Here is a 20,077-nt window from a genome sequence, read left to right as displayed (position 1 = left end):
AGTCAACCCGCGATGGACGTGAACATTGCACTTAAGATCATGCTCAAACGTGCTCAGTGCCCTTGCGTCCTGAGCCTGTGACAAGTCGAAATCATTCACTTGACTTTGCATCATCAAGTTTTCGTTTTCGGTGTTGTCTTTTGTGATTCGACAGGGCTTGGACGTTTGGCAGGTGCTTCTGGCACTCAGGGCAGGTTTGCTCTCCGGTGTGTTCTTTCCTTTTGTGAACCGACAGCGCTTTCGCATTTCGCAGGATCTTCTGGCACTCAGGGCAGGTTCGCTCTCCGGTGTGATATTGACTTTTGTGAGCTGACAGGGCTTGAGCGTTTGGCAGGGGCTTCTGGCACTCAGAGCAGGTTTGCTCTCCGGTGTGATCTTTTCTTTTGTGAACTGACAGGGCCTGAAGGTTTGCAAAGGTCTTCTGGCACTCAGGACAGGTTTGCTCTCCCGTGTGATATCGACTTTTGTGAACTGACAGGGCTTTTGCGTTTGGCAAGGTCTTCTGGCACTCAGGGCAGGTTTTCTCTCCGCTGTGATCTTTTCTTTTGTGATCCGAAAGGGCTGGACCGTTTGGCAGGGTCTTCTGGCACTCAGGGCAAGCTTGCTCTCCGGTGTGTTCTTTTCTTTTGTGAGCCGAAAGGGCTGGACCGTTTGGCAGGGTCTTCTGGCACTCAGGGCAAGTTTGCTCTCCGGTGTGTTCTTTTCTTTTGTGAGCCGACAGGGCTTGAGCGCTTGGCAGGGTCTTCTGACACTCAGGGCAGGTTCGCTCTACCGTGTGATAATTTCTTTTATGATCCGACAGGGCTTGAGCGTTTGGCAGGGTCTTCTGGCACTCAGGGCAGTTTTGCTCTCCAGTGTGTTCTTTTCTTTTGTGAACCGACAGCACTTTCGCGTTTCGCAGGATTTTCTGGCACCGAGGGCAGCTTTGCTTTCCAGTGTGATATTGCCTTTTGTGAGTGTTCAATGAGGCTTGAGAGCCAAGTGATTTTTCACAGCCGGGTTGATCACATGGGTATTTTTTGAAGCCTGCCTTCTTTTGTTTTTTCGCAGGTGGTGGATTTAGTTTTAATGACGCACCGGTTGTGCTGTCAGCTCCTGAGACAACTATCGAACCTTCAGCAGGATGGCTTATCGGGCCAGATTCCTGATCGCCTGTTTGCAAATAGACATCGCAAGCGAAAGAGTCATCTGAGGTTGAACGACACCGGGTACTTTTGGAAGGAGCGTAGATACAGACTCTCTGTTGATTACAACAGGGCTGTTCATGGCAATTCTTGTCAAAGCTATGTCGTGAGTCAGTGGGCCGACCCAAATTTTCATCATTATGGTCGTTGTCGTATAAATAATGTGATTTTTCTCTATGTCTATTGAATGACTGACCATGATCCTCTGACTCTGTTGTCCGGGAATAGTTACCGCCGCCCGTTCCGTATATCAAAGTGATGATCTGAAGTTTGTTTCTCCTGGAGGGTTTGTCATCGGGTAGCATGCCTGACCCTGAATATCCTTTTGTGCTGACCATATGTGATGGTTCGTTTTGCATCAGCCTCCCATCAGTCATTGGCGTTGCAGTTAATAGGCCCGGCTCAGTTTTTATAGAAAAACTCTGGCCTGTCAAAGCCCCATTCTGATCAACCTCTACGATAAAACCACAAGTCTGCGGCTCAACCGGGCAGACGAAAGGCAAAAAGACCAATACATGCGATAGTAGACTTTTAATGGCTCTACCCTTTGTTTTCCGGGGATAGGAGCAGTGAGGATAGACGATACCCCCGCAGGTGATAGACAGATAGACGTGAGCATTGCACTTCAGATCATACCCCAAACTGTGCAGTGCCTTTCCCTCCTCGGCCTGTGACAAGCAGAAATCAATCACTTGACTTTGCATCATCAAGCTTTCGTTTACGGTGTTGCCTTTTGTGATTCGACAGGGCTTGGGCGTTTAGCAAGGTCTTTTGGCACTCAGGACAGGTTCTTTCTCCGGTGTGATATTGACTTTTGTGAACAGAGAGCGTTTGAGCGTTTGGTAGGGTCTTCTGGCACTCAGGGCAGGTTTGCTCTCCGGTGTGTTCTTTTCTTTTGTGAATCCACAGGGCTTGAGCGTTTGACAGGGTCTTCTGGCACTTAGGGCAGGTTTGCTCTCCGCTGTGATATTGACTTTTGTGAGCCGACAGGGCTTGAAGGTTTGCAAAGGTCCTCTGGCACTCAAGACAGGTTTGCTCTCCGGTGTGATCTTTTCTTTTGTGAGTCGACAGGGCTTGTGCGTCCGGCAGGATCTTCTGGCACTCAGGGCAGGTTTGTTCTCCGGTGTGATATTTTCTTTTGTGATCCCACAGGGCTTGCGCGTTTGGCACGGTCTTCTCGCAATCAGGGCAGGTTTTCTCTCCGGTGTGATATTGAGTTTTGTGAGTCGACAGGGCCTTTTTGTTTGGCAAGGTTTTCTGGCACTCGGGGCAGGTTTGCGCTCCGGAGTGATCTTTTCTTTTGTGAACTGCCAGAGCATGAGCGTTTGGCAGGGGCTTCTGGCACTTGAGACAGGTTCGTTCTCCGGTGTGATATTGACTTTTGTGATTGTAAAACGAGGTTTGAGAGCTAAGTGATTTTTCACAGCCGAGGTGATCACATCGGTATTTTTTGGCGCCTGCCTTCTTTTGTTTTTTCACAGGAGGTGGATTTAATTTTAATGATGAACCGGTTGTGCTTTCAGCTTCTGAGATAACTGTCGAACTTTCAGCAGGATGGTGTACCGGGCCAGATTCCTGACCGCCTGTTTGCAAATAGACATCTGTTGTGTAAGCGAAAGAGTCATCTGAGGCTGAAGGACACCGGGTACTTGTGGAAGGAGCGAAGATACAGACTCTTTGTTGATTACAACAGGGCTGTTCATGGCAATTTTTGTCAAGGCTATGTCGGGAGTCAGTGGGTCGGCCCGAACTTTCATCATTATGGTCGTTGTCGTAGAGATAATGCGACTTTTCTGAATGTCTATTGAATGACTGACCATGATCCTCTGACGCTGTTGTCTGGGAATAGTTACCGCCGCCCGTTCCATACATCAAAGTGATGATCTGAAGTTTGTTTCGCCGACAGGATTTGCCATCGGGTAGCATGCCTGACCCTGAATATCCGTTTGTGCTGGTCATGTGTGATGCTTCGTTTTGCATCAGCCTCCAGTCGGTCATTGGCATTACAGTTAATATGCCCGGCTCAGTTTTTATAGAAAAACTCTGGCTTATCGAAGCTCCATTCTGATTAACCTCAACGATAAAACGGCAAGTCTGAGGCTCAAACGGGCAGACGAAAGGCACAAAGAGCAATATGTGCGAGAGTAGACTTTTAATGGTTCTATCCTTTGTTTTCCAGGGATAGGAGCAGTGAGGATAGACGATAGAAAGTTTGGAAGGTTTTCAATATTGGCAAGCTCTAAAGACTTAAATCTTCAGCGCAATAAAATCAATCACTTGACTTTGCTTCACCAAGCTTTCGTTTCCGGTGTTTCCTTTTGTGATTCGACAGGGCTAGGGCGTTTGGCAGGGGCTTCTGGCACTCAGGGCAGGTTTGCTCACCGGTGTGATATTGCCTTTTGTGATTCGAAAGGGCTAGAGCGTTTGGCAGGGGCTTCTGGCACTTGAGACAGGTTCGTTCTCCGGTGTGATATTGGCTTTTGTGAGCCGACAGGGCCTGACTGTTTGCCAAGGTCTTCTGGCACTCAGGGCAGGTTTGCTCTCCGGTGTGTTCTTTTCTTTTGTGATTCCACAGGGCTAGAGCATTTGACAGGGTCTTCTGGCACTCAGGGCAGGTTTGCTCTCCGCTGTGTTCTTTTCTTTTGTGATTCCACAGGGCTAGAGCGTTTGACAGGGTCTTCTGGCACTCAGGGCAGGTTTGCTCTCCGCTGTGATATTTACTTTTGTGATTCGACAGGTCTTGAGCGCTTGGTAGGATCTTCTGGCACTCAGGGCAGGTTTGCTCTCCGGTGTGTTCTTTTCTTTTGTGATTCGACAGGGCATGAATGTTTCGCAGGGTTTTCTGGCACTCAGGGCAGGTTTGCTCTCCTCTGTGATAATGACTTTTGTGATCCGACAGGGCGTGAGCGTTTGGCAGGGTCGTCTGGCACTCAGGGCAGTGTTGCTCTCCAGTGTGTTCTTTTCTTTTGTGAGTCCACAGGGCTTGAGCGTTTGACAGGGTCTTCTGGCACTCAGGGCAGGTTTGCTCTCCACTGTGATATTGACTTTTGTGAGCCGACAGGGCATGCGCGTTTGGCAGGGGTTTCTGGCACTCAGGGCAGGTTTGTTCTCCGGTGTGACATTTTCTTTTGTGATCCGACAGGGCTTGCGCGTGTGGCAGTGTCGTCTGGCACTCAGGGCAGGTTTGTTCTCCGGTGTGACATTTTCTTTTGTGATCCGACAGGGCTTGCGCGTGTGGCAGTGTCGTCTGGCACTCAGGGCAGGTTTGCTCTCCGGTGTGATATCGACTTTTGTGAACCGACAGGGCTTGCGCGTTTGGCACGGGCTTCTGGCAGTCAGGGCAGGTTTGCTCTCCGGTATGGCATTTTCTTTTGTGATCCGACAGGGCTCGAGCGTTTGCCAGGCTCTTCCGGCACTCGGGGCAGGTTTGCTCTCCGGTGTGATATTTTCTTTTGTGAACCGACAGGGCATAAGCGTTTGGCAGGGGCTTCTGGCACTCAGGACAGGTTCGTTCTCCGGTGTGATATTGACTTTTGTGATTGTACAATGAGTTTTGAGAGCTAAGTAATTTTTCACAGCCGGGGTGATGACATCGGTATTTGTTGGAGCCTGCCTTCCTTTGTTTTTTCGCAGGTGGTGGATTTAATTTTAATGATGCACCGGTTGTGCTGTCATCTTCTGAGACAACTTTTGTACCTTCAGCAGGATGGCTTACCGGGCCAGATTCCCGGTCGCCTGTTTGCCAATAGACATCGCAAGCGAGAGAGTCACCTGAGGTTGAACGACACCGGGTACTTGTGGAAGGAGCGAGGATACAGACTCCTTGTTGATTACAACAGGGCTGTTCATGGCAATTCTTGTCAAGGCTATGTCGGGAGTCGGTGGGCTGACCCGAACTTTCATCATTGTTGTCGTTGTCGTATAAATAATGTGATTTTTCTGAATGTCTATTGAACGACTGACCATGATCCTCTGACTCTGTTATCCGTGAATAGTTACCACCGCCCGTTCCGTACATCAAAGTGATGATCATGTGTGATGGTTCGTTTTGCATCAGCCTCCCATCAGTCATTGGCATTGCAGTTAATAGGCCCGGCTCAGTTTTTATAGACAAACTCTGGCTTGTCGAAGCCTCATTCTGACCAACCTCAACGATAAAACCATAAGTCTGCGGCTCAACCGGGCAGACGAAAGGCAAAAAGACCAATACGTGCGAGAGTAGACTTTTAATGGCTCTATCCTTTGTTTTCCCGGGATAGGAGCAGTGAGGATAGACGATACCCCCGCAGGTGATAGACAGATGGACGTGAGCATTGCACTTCAGATCATGCCCAAACGTGTGCAGTGCTTTCCCTCCTGAGCCTGTAACAAGCAGAAGTCAATCACTTGACTTTACATCACCAAGCTTTCGTTTTCGGTGTTGCCTTCTGTGATCCGACAGGGCTTTCGTGTTTGACAGGGTCTTCTGGCACTCAGGGCAAGTTTGCTCTCCGGTGTGATGTCGAGTTTTGTGAGCCGACAGAGCTTGAGCATTTGGCAGGGTCGTCTGGCACTCTGGGCAGGTTTGCTCTCCGGTGTGATATTTTCTTTTGTGAGCCCACAGGGCTTGGTTGTTCGGCAGGGTCTTCTGGCACTCAGGGCAGGTTTGCTCTCCTGTGTGATATTTTCTTTTGTGAGCCAACAGGACTTGAGTGCTTGGCAGAGTCTGCTGGCATTCAGGGCAGGCTTGCTCTCCGGAGTGATATTGACTTTTGTGAGCCGACAGGGACTGAGCGTTTGCCAGGGTTCTCTGGCACTCAGGGCAGGTTTGCTTTCCCGTGTGATATTTTCTTTTATGATACGACAGGTCTATCGCGTTCGGCAGGGTCGTCTGGCAATCAGGGCAGTTTTGCTCTTCGCTGTGATCTTTTCTTTTGTGAGCCCACAGGGCTAAAGTGTTCGGCAGGTTCTTCTGGCACTCAGGGCAGGTTTGCTCTCCCGTGTGATGTTTTCTTTTATGATACGACAGGGCTTTCGCGTTCGGCAGGGGCTTCTGGCACTCAGGGCAGGTTTGCTCTCCCGTGTGATAGTTTCTTTTGTGGTCTGACAGGGCTTGAGCGTTTGACAGGGGCTTCTGGCACTCAGGGCAGGTTTGCTCTCCGCTGTGTTTTTTTCTTTTGTGATCCGACAGGGCTTGAGCGTTTGGCACGATCTTCTTGCACTCAGGGCAGGTTTGCTTTCCTGTGTGATCTTTTCTTTTGTGTGCCGACAGGCATTGAGCGCTTGGTAGGGGCTTCTGGCACTCAGGGCAGGTTTGCTCTCCCGTGTGATATTTTCTTTTATGATCCGACAGGGCTTTCGCATTTGGCACGCTCTTCTGGCAATCAGGGCAAGTTTGCTCTCCGGTGTGATCTTTTCTTTTGTGAACCGTCAGGGCATAAGCGTTTGGCAAGGGCTTCCGGCACTCGAGGCAGGTTCGTTCTCCGGTGTGATATTGACTTTTGTGATTGTACATTGAGGCTTGAGAGCTAAATGATTTTTCACAGCCGGGGTGATCACATCGGTATTTTTTGGAGTCCGCCTTCTTTTGTTTTTTCGCAGTAGGTGGATTTAGTTTTAATGATGAACCGGTCGTGCTGTCAGCTCCTGAGACAACTCTCGGTGCTTTGGCAGGATAGCTTACCGGGCCAGATTCCTGATCGCCTGTCTGCAGATAGACATCTGTTATGCAAGCGAAAGAGTCATCTGAAGTTGAACGACACTGGGTACTTGTGGAAGGAGCGAAGATACAAACCCCTTGTTGATTGCAACAGGGCTGTTCATGGCAATTTTTGTCAAGGCTATGTCGGGAGTCATTGGGCCGACCCGAATTTTCATCATTATGGTCTTTGTCGTAGAGATAATGCGATTTTTCTGAATGTCTATTGAATGACCGACCATGATCCTCTGGCCCCGTTGTCCGGGAATAGTTACCGCCGCCCGTTCCGTACATCAAAGTGATGATCTGAAGTTTGTTTCGCCGACAGGGTTTGTCATCGATTGGTATGCCTGACCGGGAATATTCGTTTGTGCTGCTAATCTGTGGTGGTTCGTTTTGCCTCGGCCTCCAATCGGTCATTAGCATTGCAGGTAATATGCCCGACTCAGTTTTTATAGAAAAACTCTGGCTTGTCGAGGCCCTGTTCTGATCAACCTCAACGATAGAACCATAAGTCTGCGGCTCAACCGGGCAGACGAAAGACACAAAGACCAATACGTACGAGAGTAGACTTTTAATAATTCTATCCTTTGTTTTCTTGGGATAGGAGCAGTGAGGATAGACGATAGTGAGCATTGCACTTCAGATCATGCCCAAACGTGTGCAGTGCCTTTCCCTCCTGGGCCTGTGACAAGCAGAAATCAATGACTTGACTCTACATCATCGAGCTTTCGTTTCCGGTGTTTTCTTCTGTGATTCGACAGGGCTTTCGCGTTTGGCAGGGTCTTCCGGCACTCTGGGCAGGTTCGCTCTCCGCTGTGTTCTTTTCTTTTGTGATCCCACAGGGCTTGAGCGTTTGGCAGGGCCTTCTGGCACTCTGGGCAGGTTTGCTCTCCGGTGTGATATTGACTTTTGTGAGTCGACAAGGCTTTCGCGTTTGGAAGGGACTTCTGGCAATCAGGGCAGGTTTGCTCTCCGCTGTGTTCTTTTCTTCTGTGAGCCGAGAGGGCTGTAGGGTTTGGCAGGGTCTTCTGGCACTCTGGGCAGGTTTGCTCTCCGCAGTGATAACGAATTTTGTGAGCCGATAGGGCTTGAGTGCTTGGTAGGGCCTTCTGACACTCAGGGCAGGTTTGTTCTCCTGTGTGATATTTTCTTCTGTGATTCGACAGGGCTTTCGCGTTTGGCAGGGTCTTCCGGCACTCTGGGCAGGTTTGCTCTCCGCTGTGTTCTTTTCTTTTGTGATCCCATAGGGCTTGAGCGTTTAGCAGGGTCTTCTGGCACTCTGGGCAGGTTTGCTCTCCGGTGTGATATTGACTTTTGTGAGTCGACAGGGCTTTCGCGTTTGGAAGGGACTTCTGGCAATCAGGGCAGGTTTGCTCTCCGCTGTGTTCTTTTCTTCTGTGAGCCGAGAGAGCTGGAGGGTTTGGCAGGGTCTTCTGGCACTCAGGGCAGGTTCGCTCTCCGCAGTGATAACGAATTTTGTGAGCCGATAGGGCTTGAGTGCTTGGTAGGGCCTTCTGACACTCAGGGCAGGTTTGTTCTCCGGTGTGATATTTTTTTTTGTGAGTCGACAGGGCTTGAGCGTTTCGCAGGGGCTCCTTGCAATCAGGACAGACTTGCTCTCCGGTGTGCTCTTTTCTTTTGTGATACGCCAGGGTTTGATAGTTCGGCAGGGTTTTCTGGCACTCTGGGCAGGTTTGTTCTCCGGTGTGATATTTTTTTTTGTGAGCCCACAGGGCTTTCGCGTTTGGCAGGGGCTTCTGGCACTCTGGGCAGGTTTTCTCTCTAGCGTGATATCGACTTTTATGAACCGACAGGGCTTGAGCGTGTGGCAGGGTCTTCAGGCACTCTGGGCAGGTTCGCTCTCCGGTGTGATATCGTTTTTTGTGATCTGACAGGGCTTGATTATGTGACAGGGTCGTCTGGCACTCAGGACAGGTTTGCTCTCCTCTGTGATATCGACTTTTGTGAGCCGACAAGGCATTCGCATTTGGCAGGATCTTCTGGCACTCAGGGCAGGTTTGCTCTCCGGTGTGTTCTTTTCTTTTGTGAGTCCACTGGGCTTCAGCGTTTGGCAGGGTCTTCTGGCACTCAGGGCAGGTTTGCTCTCCGGTGTGATATCGACTTTTGTGAGCCGACAGGGCATTCGCATTTGGCAGGGTCTTCTGGCACTCAGGGCAGGTTTGCTTTCCGGTGTGAGCATTTCTTTTGTGAAACGCCAGGGCATTAGCGTTTGGCAAGGGCTTCCGGCACTCGAGGCAGGTTCGTTCTCCGGTGTGATATTGACTTTTGTGATTGTACATTGAGGCTTGAGAGCTAAATGATTTTTCACAGCCGGGGTGATCACATCGGTATTTTTTGGAGTCCGCCTTCTTTTGTTTTTTCGCAGTAGGTGGATTTAGTTTTAATGATGAACCGGTCGTGCTGTCAGCTCCTGAGACAACTCTCGGTGCTTTGGCAGGATAGCTTACCGGGCCAGATTCCTGATCGCCTGTCTGCAGATAGACATCTGTTATGCAAGCGAAAGAGTCATCTGAAGTTGAACGACACTGGGTACTTGTGGAAGGAGCGAAGATACAAAACCCTTGTTGATTGCAACAGGGCTGTTCATGGCAATTTTTGTCAAGGCTATGTCGGGAGTCAGTGGGCCGACCCGAATTTTCATCATTATGGTCGATGTCGTATGGATAATGTGATTTTTCTGAATGTCTATTGAATGACCGACCATGATCCTCTGGCCCCGTTGTCCGGGAATAGTTACCGCCGCCCGTTCCGTACATCAAAGTGATGATCTGAAGTTGGTTTCGCCGACAGGGTTTGTCATCGGGTAGCATGCCTGATCCTGAATATCCGTTTGTGCTGGTCATGTGTGATGGTTCATTTTTTATCAACCTCCAGTCGGTCACTGACATTGCAGTTAATAGGCCCGGCTCAGTTTTTATAGACAAACTCTGGCTTGTCGAAGCCCCATTCTGACCAACCTCAACGATAAAACCATAAGTCTGCGGCTCAACCGGGCAGACGAAAGGCAAAAAGACCAATACGTGCGAGAGTAGACTTTTAATGGCTCTATCCTTTGTTTTCCCGGGATAGGAGCAGTGAGGATAGACGATAGGAATTTAGGGCGTTTTTCAATGTTGGCAAGCTCTATGGGAATTAAAAAAGCGCAAAAAAAAATCTAATGTCGTATAAATTATTTTTTCCAACAGGGTTTAAGAGCTGTGAACATTGCCTTTCCCTCCCGGGCAGAAATCAATCACTTGACTTTGCATCATCAAGCTTTCGTTTCCGGTGTTGCCTTTTGTGACTCGACAGGGCTTTCAAGCTTGGCAGGGTCTTCCGGCACTCTGGGCAGGTTTGCTCTCCGCTGTGTTCTTTTCTTTTGTGAACCGCCAGGGCTCGAGCGTTTGGCAGGGGCTTCTGGCACTCAGGGCAGGTTTGCTCTCCGCTGTGATATTGACTTTTGTGAACCGAAAGGACATGCGCGTTTGACAGGGTCTTCTGGCACTCTGGGCAGGTTTGCTCTCCGCTGTGTTCTTTTCTTTTGTGATACGACAGGGCTAGAGCGTATGGCAGGCTCTTCTGGCACTCAGAGCAGGTTTGTTCTCCGCTGTGATAATGACTTTTGTGAGCCGAAAGGACTTTCGCGTTTGGCACTGTCTTCTGGCACTCTGGGCAGGTTCGCTCTCCTGTGTGATATTGACTTTTGTGATTCGACAGGGCTTGCGCGTTTGGCATGGTCTTCTGGCACTCTTGGCAGGTTCGCTCTCCGCTATGTTCTTTTCTTTTGTGATCCGACAGGGCTTTCATGTTTACTAGGGTCTTCTGACACTCTGGGCAGGTTCGCTCTCCGGTGTGATCTTTTCTTTTGTGATTCGACAGGGCTTGAATGTTTGGCAGAATCTTCTGGCACTCAGGGCAGGCTTGCTCTCCGCTATGTTCTTTTTTTTTGTGATCCGACAGGGCTTGAGCGTTTGGCAGGGGCTTCTGGCACTCAGGGCAGGTTTGCTCTCCGGTGTGATCTTTTCTTTTGTGAATCGCCAGGGCTCGAGCGTTTGGCAGGGGCTTCTGGCACTCAAGACAGGTTTGTTCTCCGGTGTGATATTGACTTTTGTGAGTGCTCAATGAGCCTTGGGAGCTAAATGATTTTTCACAGCCGGGGTGATTACATCGGTATTTTTTGGAGTCCGTCTTCTTTTGTTTTTTCGCAGGAGATGGATTTAGTTTTAATGATGAACCGGTCGTGCTGTCAGCTCCTGAGACAACTCTCGGTGCTTTGGCAGGATGGCTTACCGGGTCAGATTCCTGATCTCCTGTCTGCAAATAGACATCTGTTGTGCTAGCGAAAGAGTCATCTGAGATTGAACGACAGTGGGTACTTTTGTAAGGAGCGAAGATACAGACTCCTTGTTGATTACAACAGGGCTGTTCATGGCAATTTTTGTCAAGGCTATGTCGCGAGTCGGTGGGCTGACCCGAATTTTCATCATTGTTGTCGTTGTCGTATAAATAATGTGATTTTTCTGAATGTCTATTGAATGACTGTCCATGATCCTCTGACCCCGTTGTCCGGGAATAGTTACCGCCGCCCGTTCCGTACATCAAGGTGATGATCTGAAGTTGGTTTCGCCGACTGGGTTTGTCATCGGGTAGCATGCCTGACCCTGAATATCCGTCTGTGCTGGTCATGTGTGATGGTTCGTTTTGCATTAGCCTCCAATCGGTCATTGGCATTGCAGTTAATAGGTCCGGCTCAGTTTTTATAGAAAAACTCTGGCTTGTCGAAGCCTCATTCTGATCAACCTCAACGATAAAACAATAAGTCTGTGGCTCAACCGGGCAGACGAAAGGCAAAAAGACCAATATGTGGGAGAGTAGGCTGTTAATGGTTCTATCCTTTGTTTTCCAGGGATAGGAGCAGTGAGGATAGACGAGAAGATGAGGGGCACGAAACTAAAACATAGTGGTTCCTGGATTCTCTCACCTATGACAAAGGTTATGGAATTTTACTGAAACGCCGATGTTTTATCTGCCTTTCACCACCCCGATTGATATTTGCCTAAAATCTGTTGTCAAAGAAATAAACAGACATTCAGGTGCACCAACATGCCTCAAGCTCAATACCAGTCTAAGAACCTCAACCACCTTGGCTTGGTTGCCGCTATGTGTCGGGAGTTAAAGATAGCCGAATACATTGATGCCCGTATCACAAATGACTCCGATGTTCGTAATGTCACTATTGGACAAGCTGTAGTCGCAATGATCATCAATGGCTTGGGCTTTACGGGGCAAACTCTGTACATGCTCCCTGAGTTTTTTGAGGATAAGCCGATTGACCGCCTTATCGGGGAAGATATACAGGCCGAACACTTGAACGACAAGGTACTTGGTCGGGCTCTCGACAGTTTGTACGACGCTGGTGTTAGCGACTTGTATCTCAATCTGGCCGTCAAGGTCGTCAATCATCTGAAACTTCCTTGCAAGGCATTAAATCTGGATGGCACCAGCTTTCATGTGGATGGAGTCTATAACAGTCATGACAATCCAGACGACTTAAATTGTATTCATATCTGCCAAGGTTACAGCCGTGACCACCGGCCTGACCTGAATCAGGTAGTCTTGCAGTTAATGACTGAAAATCAGGCGGGCATCCCTGTGTTTATGGCCCCTGCCAGCGGTAATGTAAACGACAAAACCTGTTTTCAGGAAATTATCAAAAATCATCTGTCATGTTTTAAGGCCGCTTTGAATAGCCGCTATCTGGTTGCTGATGCTGCCATGTATGTTGCAGAAACCCTTCAGTTGCTTGATGAGCAAAAGCAGCTGTTTATCTCCCGGGTGCCCCTGAACATCAAGGAGGCAAAGGAGCTGGTCTGCAAAGCGCCAACCATGTCGCTGGTGCCTGTTGAAGGCTATGAAGATTACTACTCAGCTGAAGTGCCTTCCTGCTACGGAGGGGTTCAGCAACGATGGTTCCTGTTTCTCAACAAAAAGCGCGGGCTTAGTGAACGGAAAACATTGACCCGGAAGATGCAAAAGCAGTCACTGAAAGAGGCCCGTGATCTGGAGAAGCTGAGCAAAAAGGCCTTTTTGTGCCGGGACGATGCATTGAAGGCTTTTGCCTTGTGGCAGAAACAATCGAAACTTTGCCAAAGCGAAACAGAGCCAGAGGTTATCCGTAAACCCTGCTATTCGGGCAAAGGAAGACCATCGCCGGATAGCAAGCCTGATCACTTCGAGTACTTTGTGCAGGCTGAATGCTTTGTTTCCTGCGAGAAAAGGGAGCATGCAGAAGCCTCACTGGGTTGTTTTATCCTAAGCACCAATGAACTGGATAAAAATAGTTTGAATGCCTCTGAGCTGCTGTCTACTTATAAGTCGCAACAAAAAGTTGAAGGCGGCTTTCGGTTCCTGAAGAGCCCGGACTTTCTGGTCTCTTCGCTCTATCTGAAGAAAGCGGAACGTATTGAAGCCCTGTTAATGGTGATGACTCTATGCCTGATGGTCTATGCTGCTATCCAGCACAGAATCAGGCAGGAACTGAAAAAGCAAAGTCGTGTATTTCCAGACCAGAAAAAAAAGCCCTGCCAGAACCCAACAGCAAGATGGGTATTTTTCTGTTTCCAGGGGCTTAGTGTATTAACGGTCAATAATCAGGAGGAACATGTGATTGGCTTGAAGGAAAGGCAGTGGACGATCATTCAAATTTTGGGCATTTTTTACGAGTCCATGTATTCCTGATAGGGGTGGTGAAAGGCGGTTTTATATCTGATGACTGTCGTAAAGCCCGGTTTGATAAAAGCGATGAACTCAGCGACGATCACAGAGCTGAAGCCATAATCTACACAGATTGAAAGTGAACAGGCTTGCTCACCAGAAATGAGCAAGCCAGAGAAGCTTAAACGCCAAAGAACACAAACTTGAGGACAAAGAGCACAGCCAATACCCAGACACTGATACTGACATCGCTGGAACGTCCGGCCAGAACTTTAATCACCGGATAAGCGATGAATCCCAGAGCAATACCATTAGCAATAGAGAAGCTCAGTGGCATCATGATAGCAGTCATCATGACCGGTCCGGCTTCAGTCAGATCGTTCCAGTCGATATTAGCAAGGCTGCCCACCATCAGAACGGCAACATAAATCAGCGCTCCCGCAGTTGCATAAGCAGGTACCATCCCGGCCAGGGGAGAGAAGAAAGCACAGAGCAAAAACAGCAGACCAATGGTAACCGCTGTCAGACCGGTGCGACCTCCTGCGGCCACACCTGAAGCACTTTCAACATAGGAAGTGACCGTCGGTGTACCCACCAGTGCACCCGCCCATGAAGCTGTACCGTCAGTGATCATGGCTCTGTTCATGTTGTGCATTTTACCGTCTTTGTCGGCCAGACCCGCCTTGTCGCCCACAGCAATCAGGGTACCTGTCGTATCAAACAGATTGACGAACATGAAAGCAATAATGACACCCAGCATTTCAGGGTTGAGAGCACCCATAATGTCCAGTCCACCGACGATAGGCATCATGCTGGGTGGTGCTGAAGCCACGCCACTAAAGGCAACATCACCGGCCAACAAGGCAATAGAGGTGACAACGGCAATAGCGATCAGCACGGCGGCTTTGAGGCCACGGAATGCCAGACCCAGAATAAGAAACAGACTGAGACAGGCCATCATTGGGCCAAACTGAGTGATGTCCCCCAACGTCACTATGGTGCCGGGGCTGGCCACCACAATGCCGGCATTTTTAAGACCAATCAGTGCCAGGAAGAGGCCAATACCGCTGGTGATTCCGACTCTGAGACCGACAGGAATGCTGTCTACAATCCATGCCCTGACTTTGAAAAGGCTCAACAACATAAAGCCTATGCCGCCCCAAAATACAGCACCCATGGCTTCTTGCCAGGTGTAACCCATTCCCAGCACCACCGCGTAGGCAAAAAAAGCGTTCAAACCCATACCCGGAGCCAGTCCTACAGGCCAATTAGCGAAAAGACCGATGGCAATGGTACTCAGGCCCGCGACCAGACAGGTGGCAGTGAACAGGGCACCCTTATCCATCCCGGCATCACTGAGCATTCCCGGTATGACAAACACCACATAACACATGGTAACAAAGGTCGTCAGACCTGCCATCATTTCAGTTTTTACTGTCGTGTTTTTGGCACTGAGTTTGAAGAGACGATCGAGCAATGATGCACCCTTATCCCCACCCACAGCGGGCGACATTTCAGCGTTATCCATTCCAGACTCCATATAATTGTTGTTCTTATCGATGCAATGATCCAAGCAACTGATCAAAACTGATAATACTGAATTTACCCCGGGTCAATAAAAAACGATCCAAAGGTATACGAGGCTTTTTTGATAGCATTATTCGTTCCAGGACAGCTGAGTCTGCTGCCTGCCTCTTTAATACCAGCCTGTTTTTAATACCAGCATTTTGCTGATTTCGCTTGCTATTTTCCCGACCAAATAGTCAAATTACAAGTCGCAGATATGAGCTAAGAAAAATATTCTACGTAAATCAAAAACAAAAAAACGACCATGCAGAATATTTTTCCCTATAGAGAATTAGAATAAAGGAGTCAGTCGTCGTGATTCGATTTCTGCTCAACGAGACTCTGGTTGAACTTAGAGACACTCCCTCCGATACCACCGTACTGGACTACCTCCGGGGTAATCACAGCCACAATCCGGATAGAAAAACCGGCACCAAGGAGGGCTGTTGTTCAGGCGACTGCGGTGCCTGCACTGTGGTGGTTGCGGAGCCGGAGAACGACCGTCTGAACTATCAGACCATCAACGCCTGTATTGCTTTGCTACCGGCACTTAACGGCAAGCAACTGATCACCGTTGAAGATCTTGCTGAAGGGGAAAAACTGCACCCTGTTCAACAGGCCATGGTGGATCACCACGGCTCTCAATGCGGTTTCTGTACGCCCGGCATTATCATGTCCCTGTTTGCCTTCCATCATGAAGCCCCCGAAAACAGACCTGACATTCCTGAAGCTCTGGGTGGCAACCTTTGCCGTTGCACCGGCTACCAATCTATCGTTGATGCTGCTGATGAAATCGCCAGCTTGACACCTTCTGACCGCTTCAAGCATCAGGAACAGGAGACCGTTGAGAAACTCAACGCACTGCAAGCCCGGCTTGATGACACCGCCAATGGTGTCTTCATGCCGAACTCCGAGCAGGCACTGGCTGATTATCTGTTGCAACATCCACAAGCCAGATTACTGGCCGGTGGCACAGACCTTGGGCTGGAAGTGACTCAACAGATGAAGGATTTACCGTCGCTGGTCACTCTGACCTCAGTCAATGAGTTAAAAGAGATCACCTGTACTGACCGGGAAATGATCATTGGCTCTGCAGCCAGCTTCCGTCAGATGGAACCTCTGCTGGCCAGACACTTTCCCGAGTTTGCAGAAATGCTTTCGCGTCTGGGCTCACAACAGATTCGAAATGCAGGCACTCTGGGCGGCAATATCGGTAATGCCTCGCCCATAGGCGACACGCCTCCTGTGTTACTGGCACTGGATGCAGAGGTTGAACTGCGTAAAGGAAACACCATCAGATCCCTGCCTCTGGAAGATTTTTTCCTGGACTACAAAAAGACCCAGCTCGAAGAAAGTGAATTTATTGCCCGCATTCGCATTCCACTCAAGCCTCATCAACTGAGGGTTTACAAGCTGAGCAAGCGTTATGGTGATGATATATCCGCCGTTCTGGCCGCCATCAATCTGGAATTGAACGACAACGGAATCATTACCCGGGCCAGAGTCGCATTTGGAGGTATGGCAGCCATACCCAAACGGGCTTTGGCCTGCGAAAAAGCCCTGACAGGAAAAGAGGCCAGCGCCACTACTCTGCAAGAGGCGCAGAAAGCCATTCGTTCAGAATTTACACCACTGTCCGATGTCAGGGGCAGCAGCGACTATCGATTGCAGGCAGCCTGCAACCTGCTGGAAAGATACTTTCTGGAAATGTCCGGACAAACTGCGAGGATCATTGCTCATGCGTAAGTTACCGGATATCAGCAAAACCCGGTCTTCCCCGAAGACAGCCAAACACGACAGTGCCCATCTGCATGTCAGCGGCAGAGCCACCTATATCGATGATCGACCCGAAATGGCCGGTCAGTTACACGCCGGATTTGGCCTGTCTACCCAGGCCCATGCTGAAATCATCAGCATGGATCTGGAGGCAGTCAAAAACAGTCCCGGTGTGGTCATGGTCGTCACCGCTGACGACATTCCCGGACACAAAGACATTGGCCCGGTTTACCCTGGTGATATGTTGCTGGCTGATGGCAAGGTCGACTATATCGGTCAGCCGGTCTTTGCGGTAGCGGCCACGTCTCACCTGGCCGCCAAAAAAGCGGCCAGAAAAGCAAACATTGAATACAAGGCGTTAGAGCCTGTGCTGGGCATCGATCAGGCCATGCAGGAAGAATCCTTTCTCAGACCTGAGCATGTGATGCGTAAAGGCGACGCCCATCGTGCCATTGCCGAAGCACCCAGACGACTCGAAGGTGCCATGAGCAACGGCGCTCAGGAACACTTTTATCTGGAAGGACAGATTGCCAGCGTCGTCCCTCTGGAAGACAACCAATACCATATTTACACCTCCAGCCAGCACCCTTCTGAAGTGCAGAAGCTGGTAGCAGAAGTTCTGGGCATTCCTTTGCACAAAGTCGTGGCGGATGTTCGACGCATGGGGGGAGGCTTTGGTGGCAAAGAAACCCAGGCTGCTGGTCCGGCCTGTATTGCAGCACTTCTGGCCAGTAAAACAGGACAACCCGTAAAATTCCGGGTCGACCGCTCACAGGACATGATGTCCACCGGCAAGCGCCACCCTTTCAGACACCGTTATCGCGCAGGCTTTGACAGTAAAGGAGTTATCAAGGGGATAGATATAGAGGTCGCAGGTGATGGCGGTTATTCCCCTGACCTCACAGACGCTATTGTCGACAGGGCCATGTTTCATTCCGACAATGCTTACTACCTCGATAATGCCATAGTCACTGGTCACCGCTGCAAAACCAATATTGCTTCCAACACCGCATTCAGAGGCTTTGGCGGGCCTCAGGGCATGTTGGTAATAGAGCGGGCAATGGACGACATTGCTCGTGCTACCGGTCTTGACCCACTGGATGTTCGCCTTAATAACCTGTACGGCATTGGCGAACGAAATGTCACTCATTACCACCAGACCTTTGAACACAATGTTCTGCCGGAGCTGATGGCAAAACTGGAAGAGAGTTCTGAATACCGAAAGCGCAGGCAGGAGATTACAGCGTTCAACCGGAACAGCCCGGTATTAAAGAAAGGCTTGTCCATGACCCCGCTGAAGTTTGGTATCTCTTTCACGGCCAAACATCTCAATCAGGCTGGCGCTCTGGTCCATGTCTACACAGACGGCAGTATTCAGGTAAATCATGGCGGTACCGAGATGGGACAGGGGCTTTACGTTAAAGTGGCCCAGGTGGTTGCTCATGAATTTGGGGTTGGCCTGGATCAGGTACAAGTGACCTCCACCCGAACCGACAAGGTACCCAACACCTCTCCGACGGCGGCTTCCAGCGGCAGTGACCTGAACGGCAAGGCCGCACAGGATGCCTGTCAGAAAATTCGTGATCGCCTGATAACATTCGCTGCCGAACATTATCAGGAACAACCTGAGGCTATTCAGTTCGCTGATGGTCATGTCCACATGAAAGAGCGGACCATTCCTTTTGTTGAACTGATTCAGGCCGCTTACTTCAACCGGGTTTCACTCTCCAGCTCAGGCTTTTACAGCACTCCCGAGATTCACTATGACCGGGAAACAGCCAGTGGCCGCCCTTTTTATTATTTTGCCTGCGGTGCTTCAGTCTCTGAAGTGGTAGTGGATACCCTGACCGGTGAATACCGGGTGGAGCGGGTTGATATATTGCACGACGTTGGCAGATCACTGAACCCCGCCATTGACCGTGGCCAAATTGAAGGCGGGTTTATTCAGGGTATGGGCTGGATGACCACTGAAGAAGTGGTCTGGGATGAGCAGGGAAGATTGCTCAGTAACAACCCGGCGACTTACAAGATTCCTACGATTGAAGATCTACCGGCTATCTTTAACGTTGAGTTGTTCGAGCAGGATAATCCGGAGCATACGATTTATCATTCCAAGGCCACCGGCGAACCTCCCCTGATGCTCAGCATCTCGGTGTGGTCGGCAATACGTGATGCCGTTTCGAGCCTTTCAGACTACACCGTCAGCCCGGACATTGATGTTCCCGCGACTCCGGAAAGAGTGCTGAAAGCCATCTCGAAAATTAAAGAGCGGCCCCACACAGAACCTCTAAAAAAAGAGGAGGCCGCCTATGGAGTGGATTGACGCGCTGTCAAAGCTCAAGCGTTCTGGTCTGCCTGGCGTTCTGGTGACCGTCCTGGGATCAGCCGGTTCTGCGCCCAGAAAATCAGGCAGTAAAATGCTGGTCACAGAAGAAAAAAGCTTTGACACTGTGGGTGGCGGGCATCTTGAGTTTCTGCTGATTGAGAGAGCCAGGGAGCTGATGGCTTCAGATCAGCATGAGCCTGTTATGGAGCACTTCCCACTGGGTCCACGGTTAGGTCAGTGCTGCGGTGGCAGTGTCAGCGTGATGCTGGAGCCCATTGCAGGCTGTCACTTCCATATCGCTCTGTTTGGGGCCGGGCATATTGGCAAAGCGCTTATTCATGTTCTTACGCCTCTGAATTGCCGTATTACCTGGATTGATAATCGGGCAGAACTTTTCCCCCGGAATACCCCTGAAAATGTCACCTGTATTCTCAGTGAACAGCCTGATGAAGAAGTGGCAGATCTGCCCGAAAACGCCTTTATTCTGGTGGTCACCCACAATCACCAGCTGGATTATGCGATTGCTGAACAGGCATTAAAACGATCAGACACTGGCTGGTTGGGCGTCATAGGCTCCGAGACTAAAGCCAGCAGATTCCGTAAGCGTCTTGAGCATAAGGGCTTCAACCCGGAGCGGATTGAACAGATGAGATGTCCGGTCGGACTCAATGAAGTGGGAGGCAGAGAGCCCGCAGAGATCGCCATTGCCATTGCTGCAGAGATACTGGCTGTCAGAAATGGCTCTCGTGACAGCCTTGTCCGAAAAAGGGAGGGTATTCCCTGGCAGACACTCAAGAAATTAATAAACGACCACCACCAAGCCTGAAGACT

Annotated in this window: 11 protein-coding genes and 1 pseudogene; 4 read left to right on the top strand and 8 right to left on the bottom strand. The window is 49.9% G+C overall.

Features of this window, described 5'->3' with window-relative positions; all coding sequences use genetic code 11:
* Positions 1-91: 91 nt before the first annotated feature.
* The 7 genes and pseudogenes from ACOJUN_RS09430 to ACOJUN_RS09400 all read right to left on the bottom strand — a co-directional run bounded on the left by ACOJUN_RS09430 (position 92) and on the right by ACOJUN_RS09400 (position 11,571).
* Positions 92-1,891, bottom strand: coding sequence for a C2H2-type zinc finger protein (locus ACOJUN_RS09430; RefSeq protein WP_422136379.1), 1,800 nt, complete (start codon positions 1,889-1,891; stop codon positions 92-94).
* Positions 1,869-3,143, bottom strand: coding sequence for a C2H2-type zinc finger protein (locus tag ACOJUN_RS09425; RefSeq protein ID WP_422136378.1), 1,275 nt, complete (start codon positions 3,141-3,143; stop codon positions 1,869-1,871). Before ACOJUN_RS09425 ends, ACOJUN_RS09430 begins: the two co-directional genes overlap by 23 nt.
* A 310-nt stretch (positions 3,144-3,453) precedes the next feature.
* Positions 3,454-5,256: a C2H2-type zinc finger protein gene (locus ACOJUN_RS09420; RefSeq protein ID WP_422136377.1), complete on the bottom strand. Its 1,803-nt coding sequence runs from the start codon at positions 5,254-5,256 to the stop codon at positions 3,454-3,456.
* 204 nt (positions 5,257-5,460) lie between these two features.
* A pseudogene (locus ACOJUN_RS09415) lies at positions 5,461-5,532 on the bottom strand (transposase); the annotation flags it as partial.
* A gap of 30 nt (positions 5,533-5,562) precedes the next feature.
* Entirely contained in the window at positions 5,563-7,281 is a 1,719-nt protein-coding gene (locus ACOJUN_RS09410) for a C2H2-type zinc finger protein (RefSeq protein ID WP_422136376.1), read from the bottom strand.
* Between the two features lie 281 nt (positions 7,282-7,562).
* A complete protein-coding gene (locus ACOJUN_RS09405) occupies positions 7,563-9,728 on the bottom strand; it encodes a C2H2-type zinc finger protein (protein ID WP_422136375.1) in 2,166 nt (721 codons plus the stop codon).
* Positions 9,729-10,113: 385 nt separating this feature from the next.
* Positions 10,114-11,571 (bottom strand): C2H2-type zinc finger protein, encoded by a 1,458-nt coding sequence (locus ACOJUN_RS09400; protein ID WP_422136374.1) that lies wholly within the window; start codon positions 11,569-11,571, stop codon positions 10,114-10,116.
* Positions 11,572-11,967: 396 nt separating this feature from the next.
* On the opposite strand from ACOJUN_RS09400, the gene ACOJUN_RS09395 reads away from it, so the two are divergent.
* Positions 11,968-13,602 (top strand): IS1634 family transposase, encoded by a 1,635-nt coding sequence (locus tag ACOJUN_RS09395; protein ID WP_422135029.1) that lies wholly within the window; start codon positions 11,968-11,970, stop codon positions 13,600-13,602.
* A 157-nt stretch (positions 13,603-13,759) separates the two neighbouring features.
* On the opposite strand, the gene ACOJUN_RS09390 is transcribed toward ACOJUN_RS09395, so the two are convergent.
* The gene (locus ACOJUN_RS09390) at positions 13,760-15,106 is read right to left on the bottom strand and encodes an NCS2 family permease (RefSeq protein WP_422136373.1); all 1,347 of its coding nucleotides are present in this window, start codon (positions 15,104-15,106) and stop codon (positions 13,760-13,762) included.
* 353 nt (positions 15,107-15,459) lie between these two features.
* Here ACOJUN_RS09390 and xdhA point away from each other — a divergent pair, with 353 nt between their 5' ends.
* Genes xdhA through xdhC form a run of 3 tightly spaced genes read left to right on the top strand, consistent with a single transcriptional unit; the run spans position 15,460 to position 20,072 of the window.
* Positions 15,460-16,890, top strand: a complete 1,431-nt coding sequence (gene xdhA, locus ACOJUN_RS09385; RefSeq protein ID WP_422136372.1) for a xanthine dehydrogenase small subunit — start codon at positions 15,460-15,462, stop codon at positions 16,888-16,890.
* Positions 16,883-19,243 carry a xanthine dehydrogenase molybdopterin binding subunit gene (gene xdhB, locus ACOJUN_RS09380; protein WP_422136371.1) on the top strand — a complete coding sequence of 787 codons (2,361 nt, stop codon included), beginning with the start codon at positions 16,883-16,885 and terminating at the stop codon, positions 19,241-19,243. The genes xdhA and xdhB overlap by 8 nt, the downstream gene beginning before the upstream one ends.
* Positions 19,230-20,072: a xanthine dehydrogenase accessory protein XdhC gene (gene xdhC, locus ACOJUN_RS09375; protein WP_422136370.1), complete on the top strand. Its 843-nt coding sequence runs from the start codon at positions 19,230-19,232 to the stop codon at positions 20,070-20,072. Before xdhB ends, xdhC begins: the two co-directional genes overlap by 14 nt.
* Positions 20,073-20,077 lie beyond the last annotated feature (5 nt).

Origin of the sequence: Endozoicomonas sp. ALD040, from assembly GCF_049275945.1 — a bacterium.
Classification (GTDB): Bacteria; Pseudomonadota; Gammaproteobacteria; order Pseudomonadales; family Endozoicomonadaceae; genus Endozoicomonas_A.
Note: the sequence above shows the minus strand (reverse complement) of the source record. Positions and strands in the feature narration are given on the sequence as shown.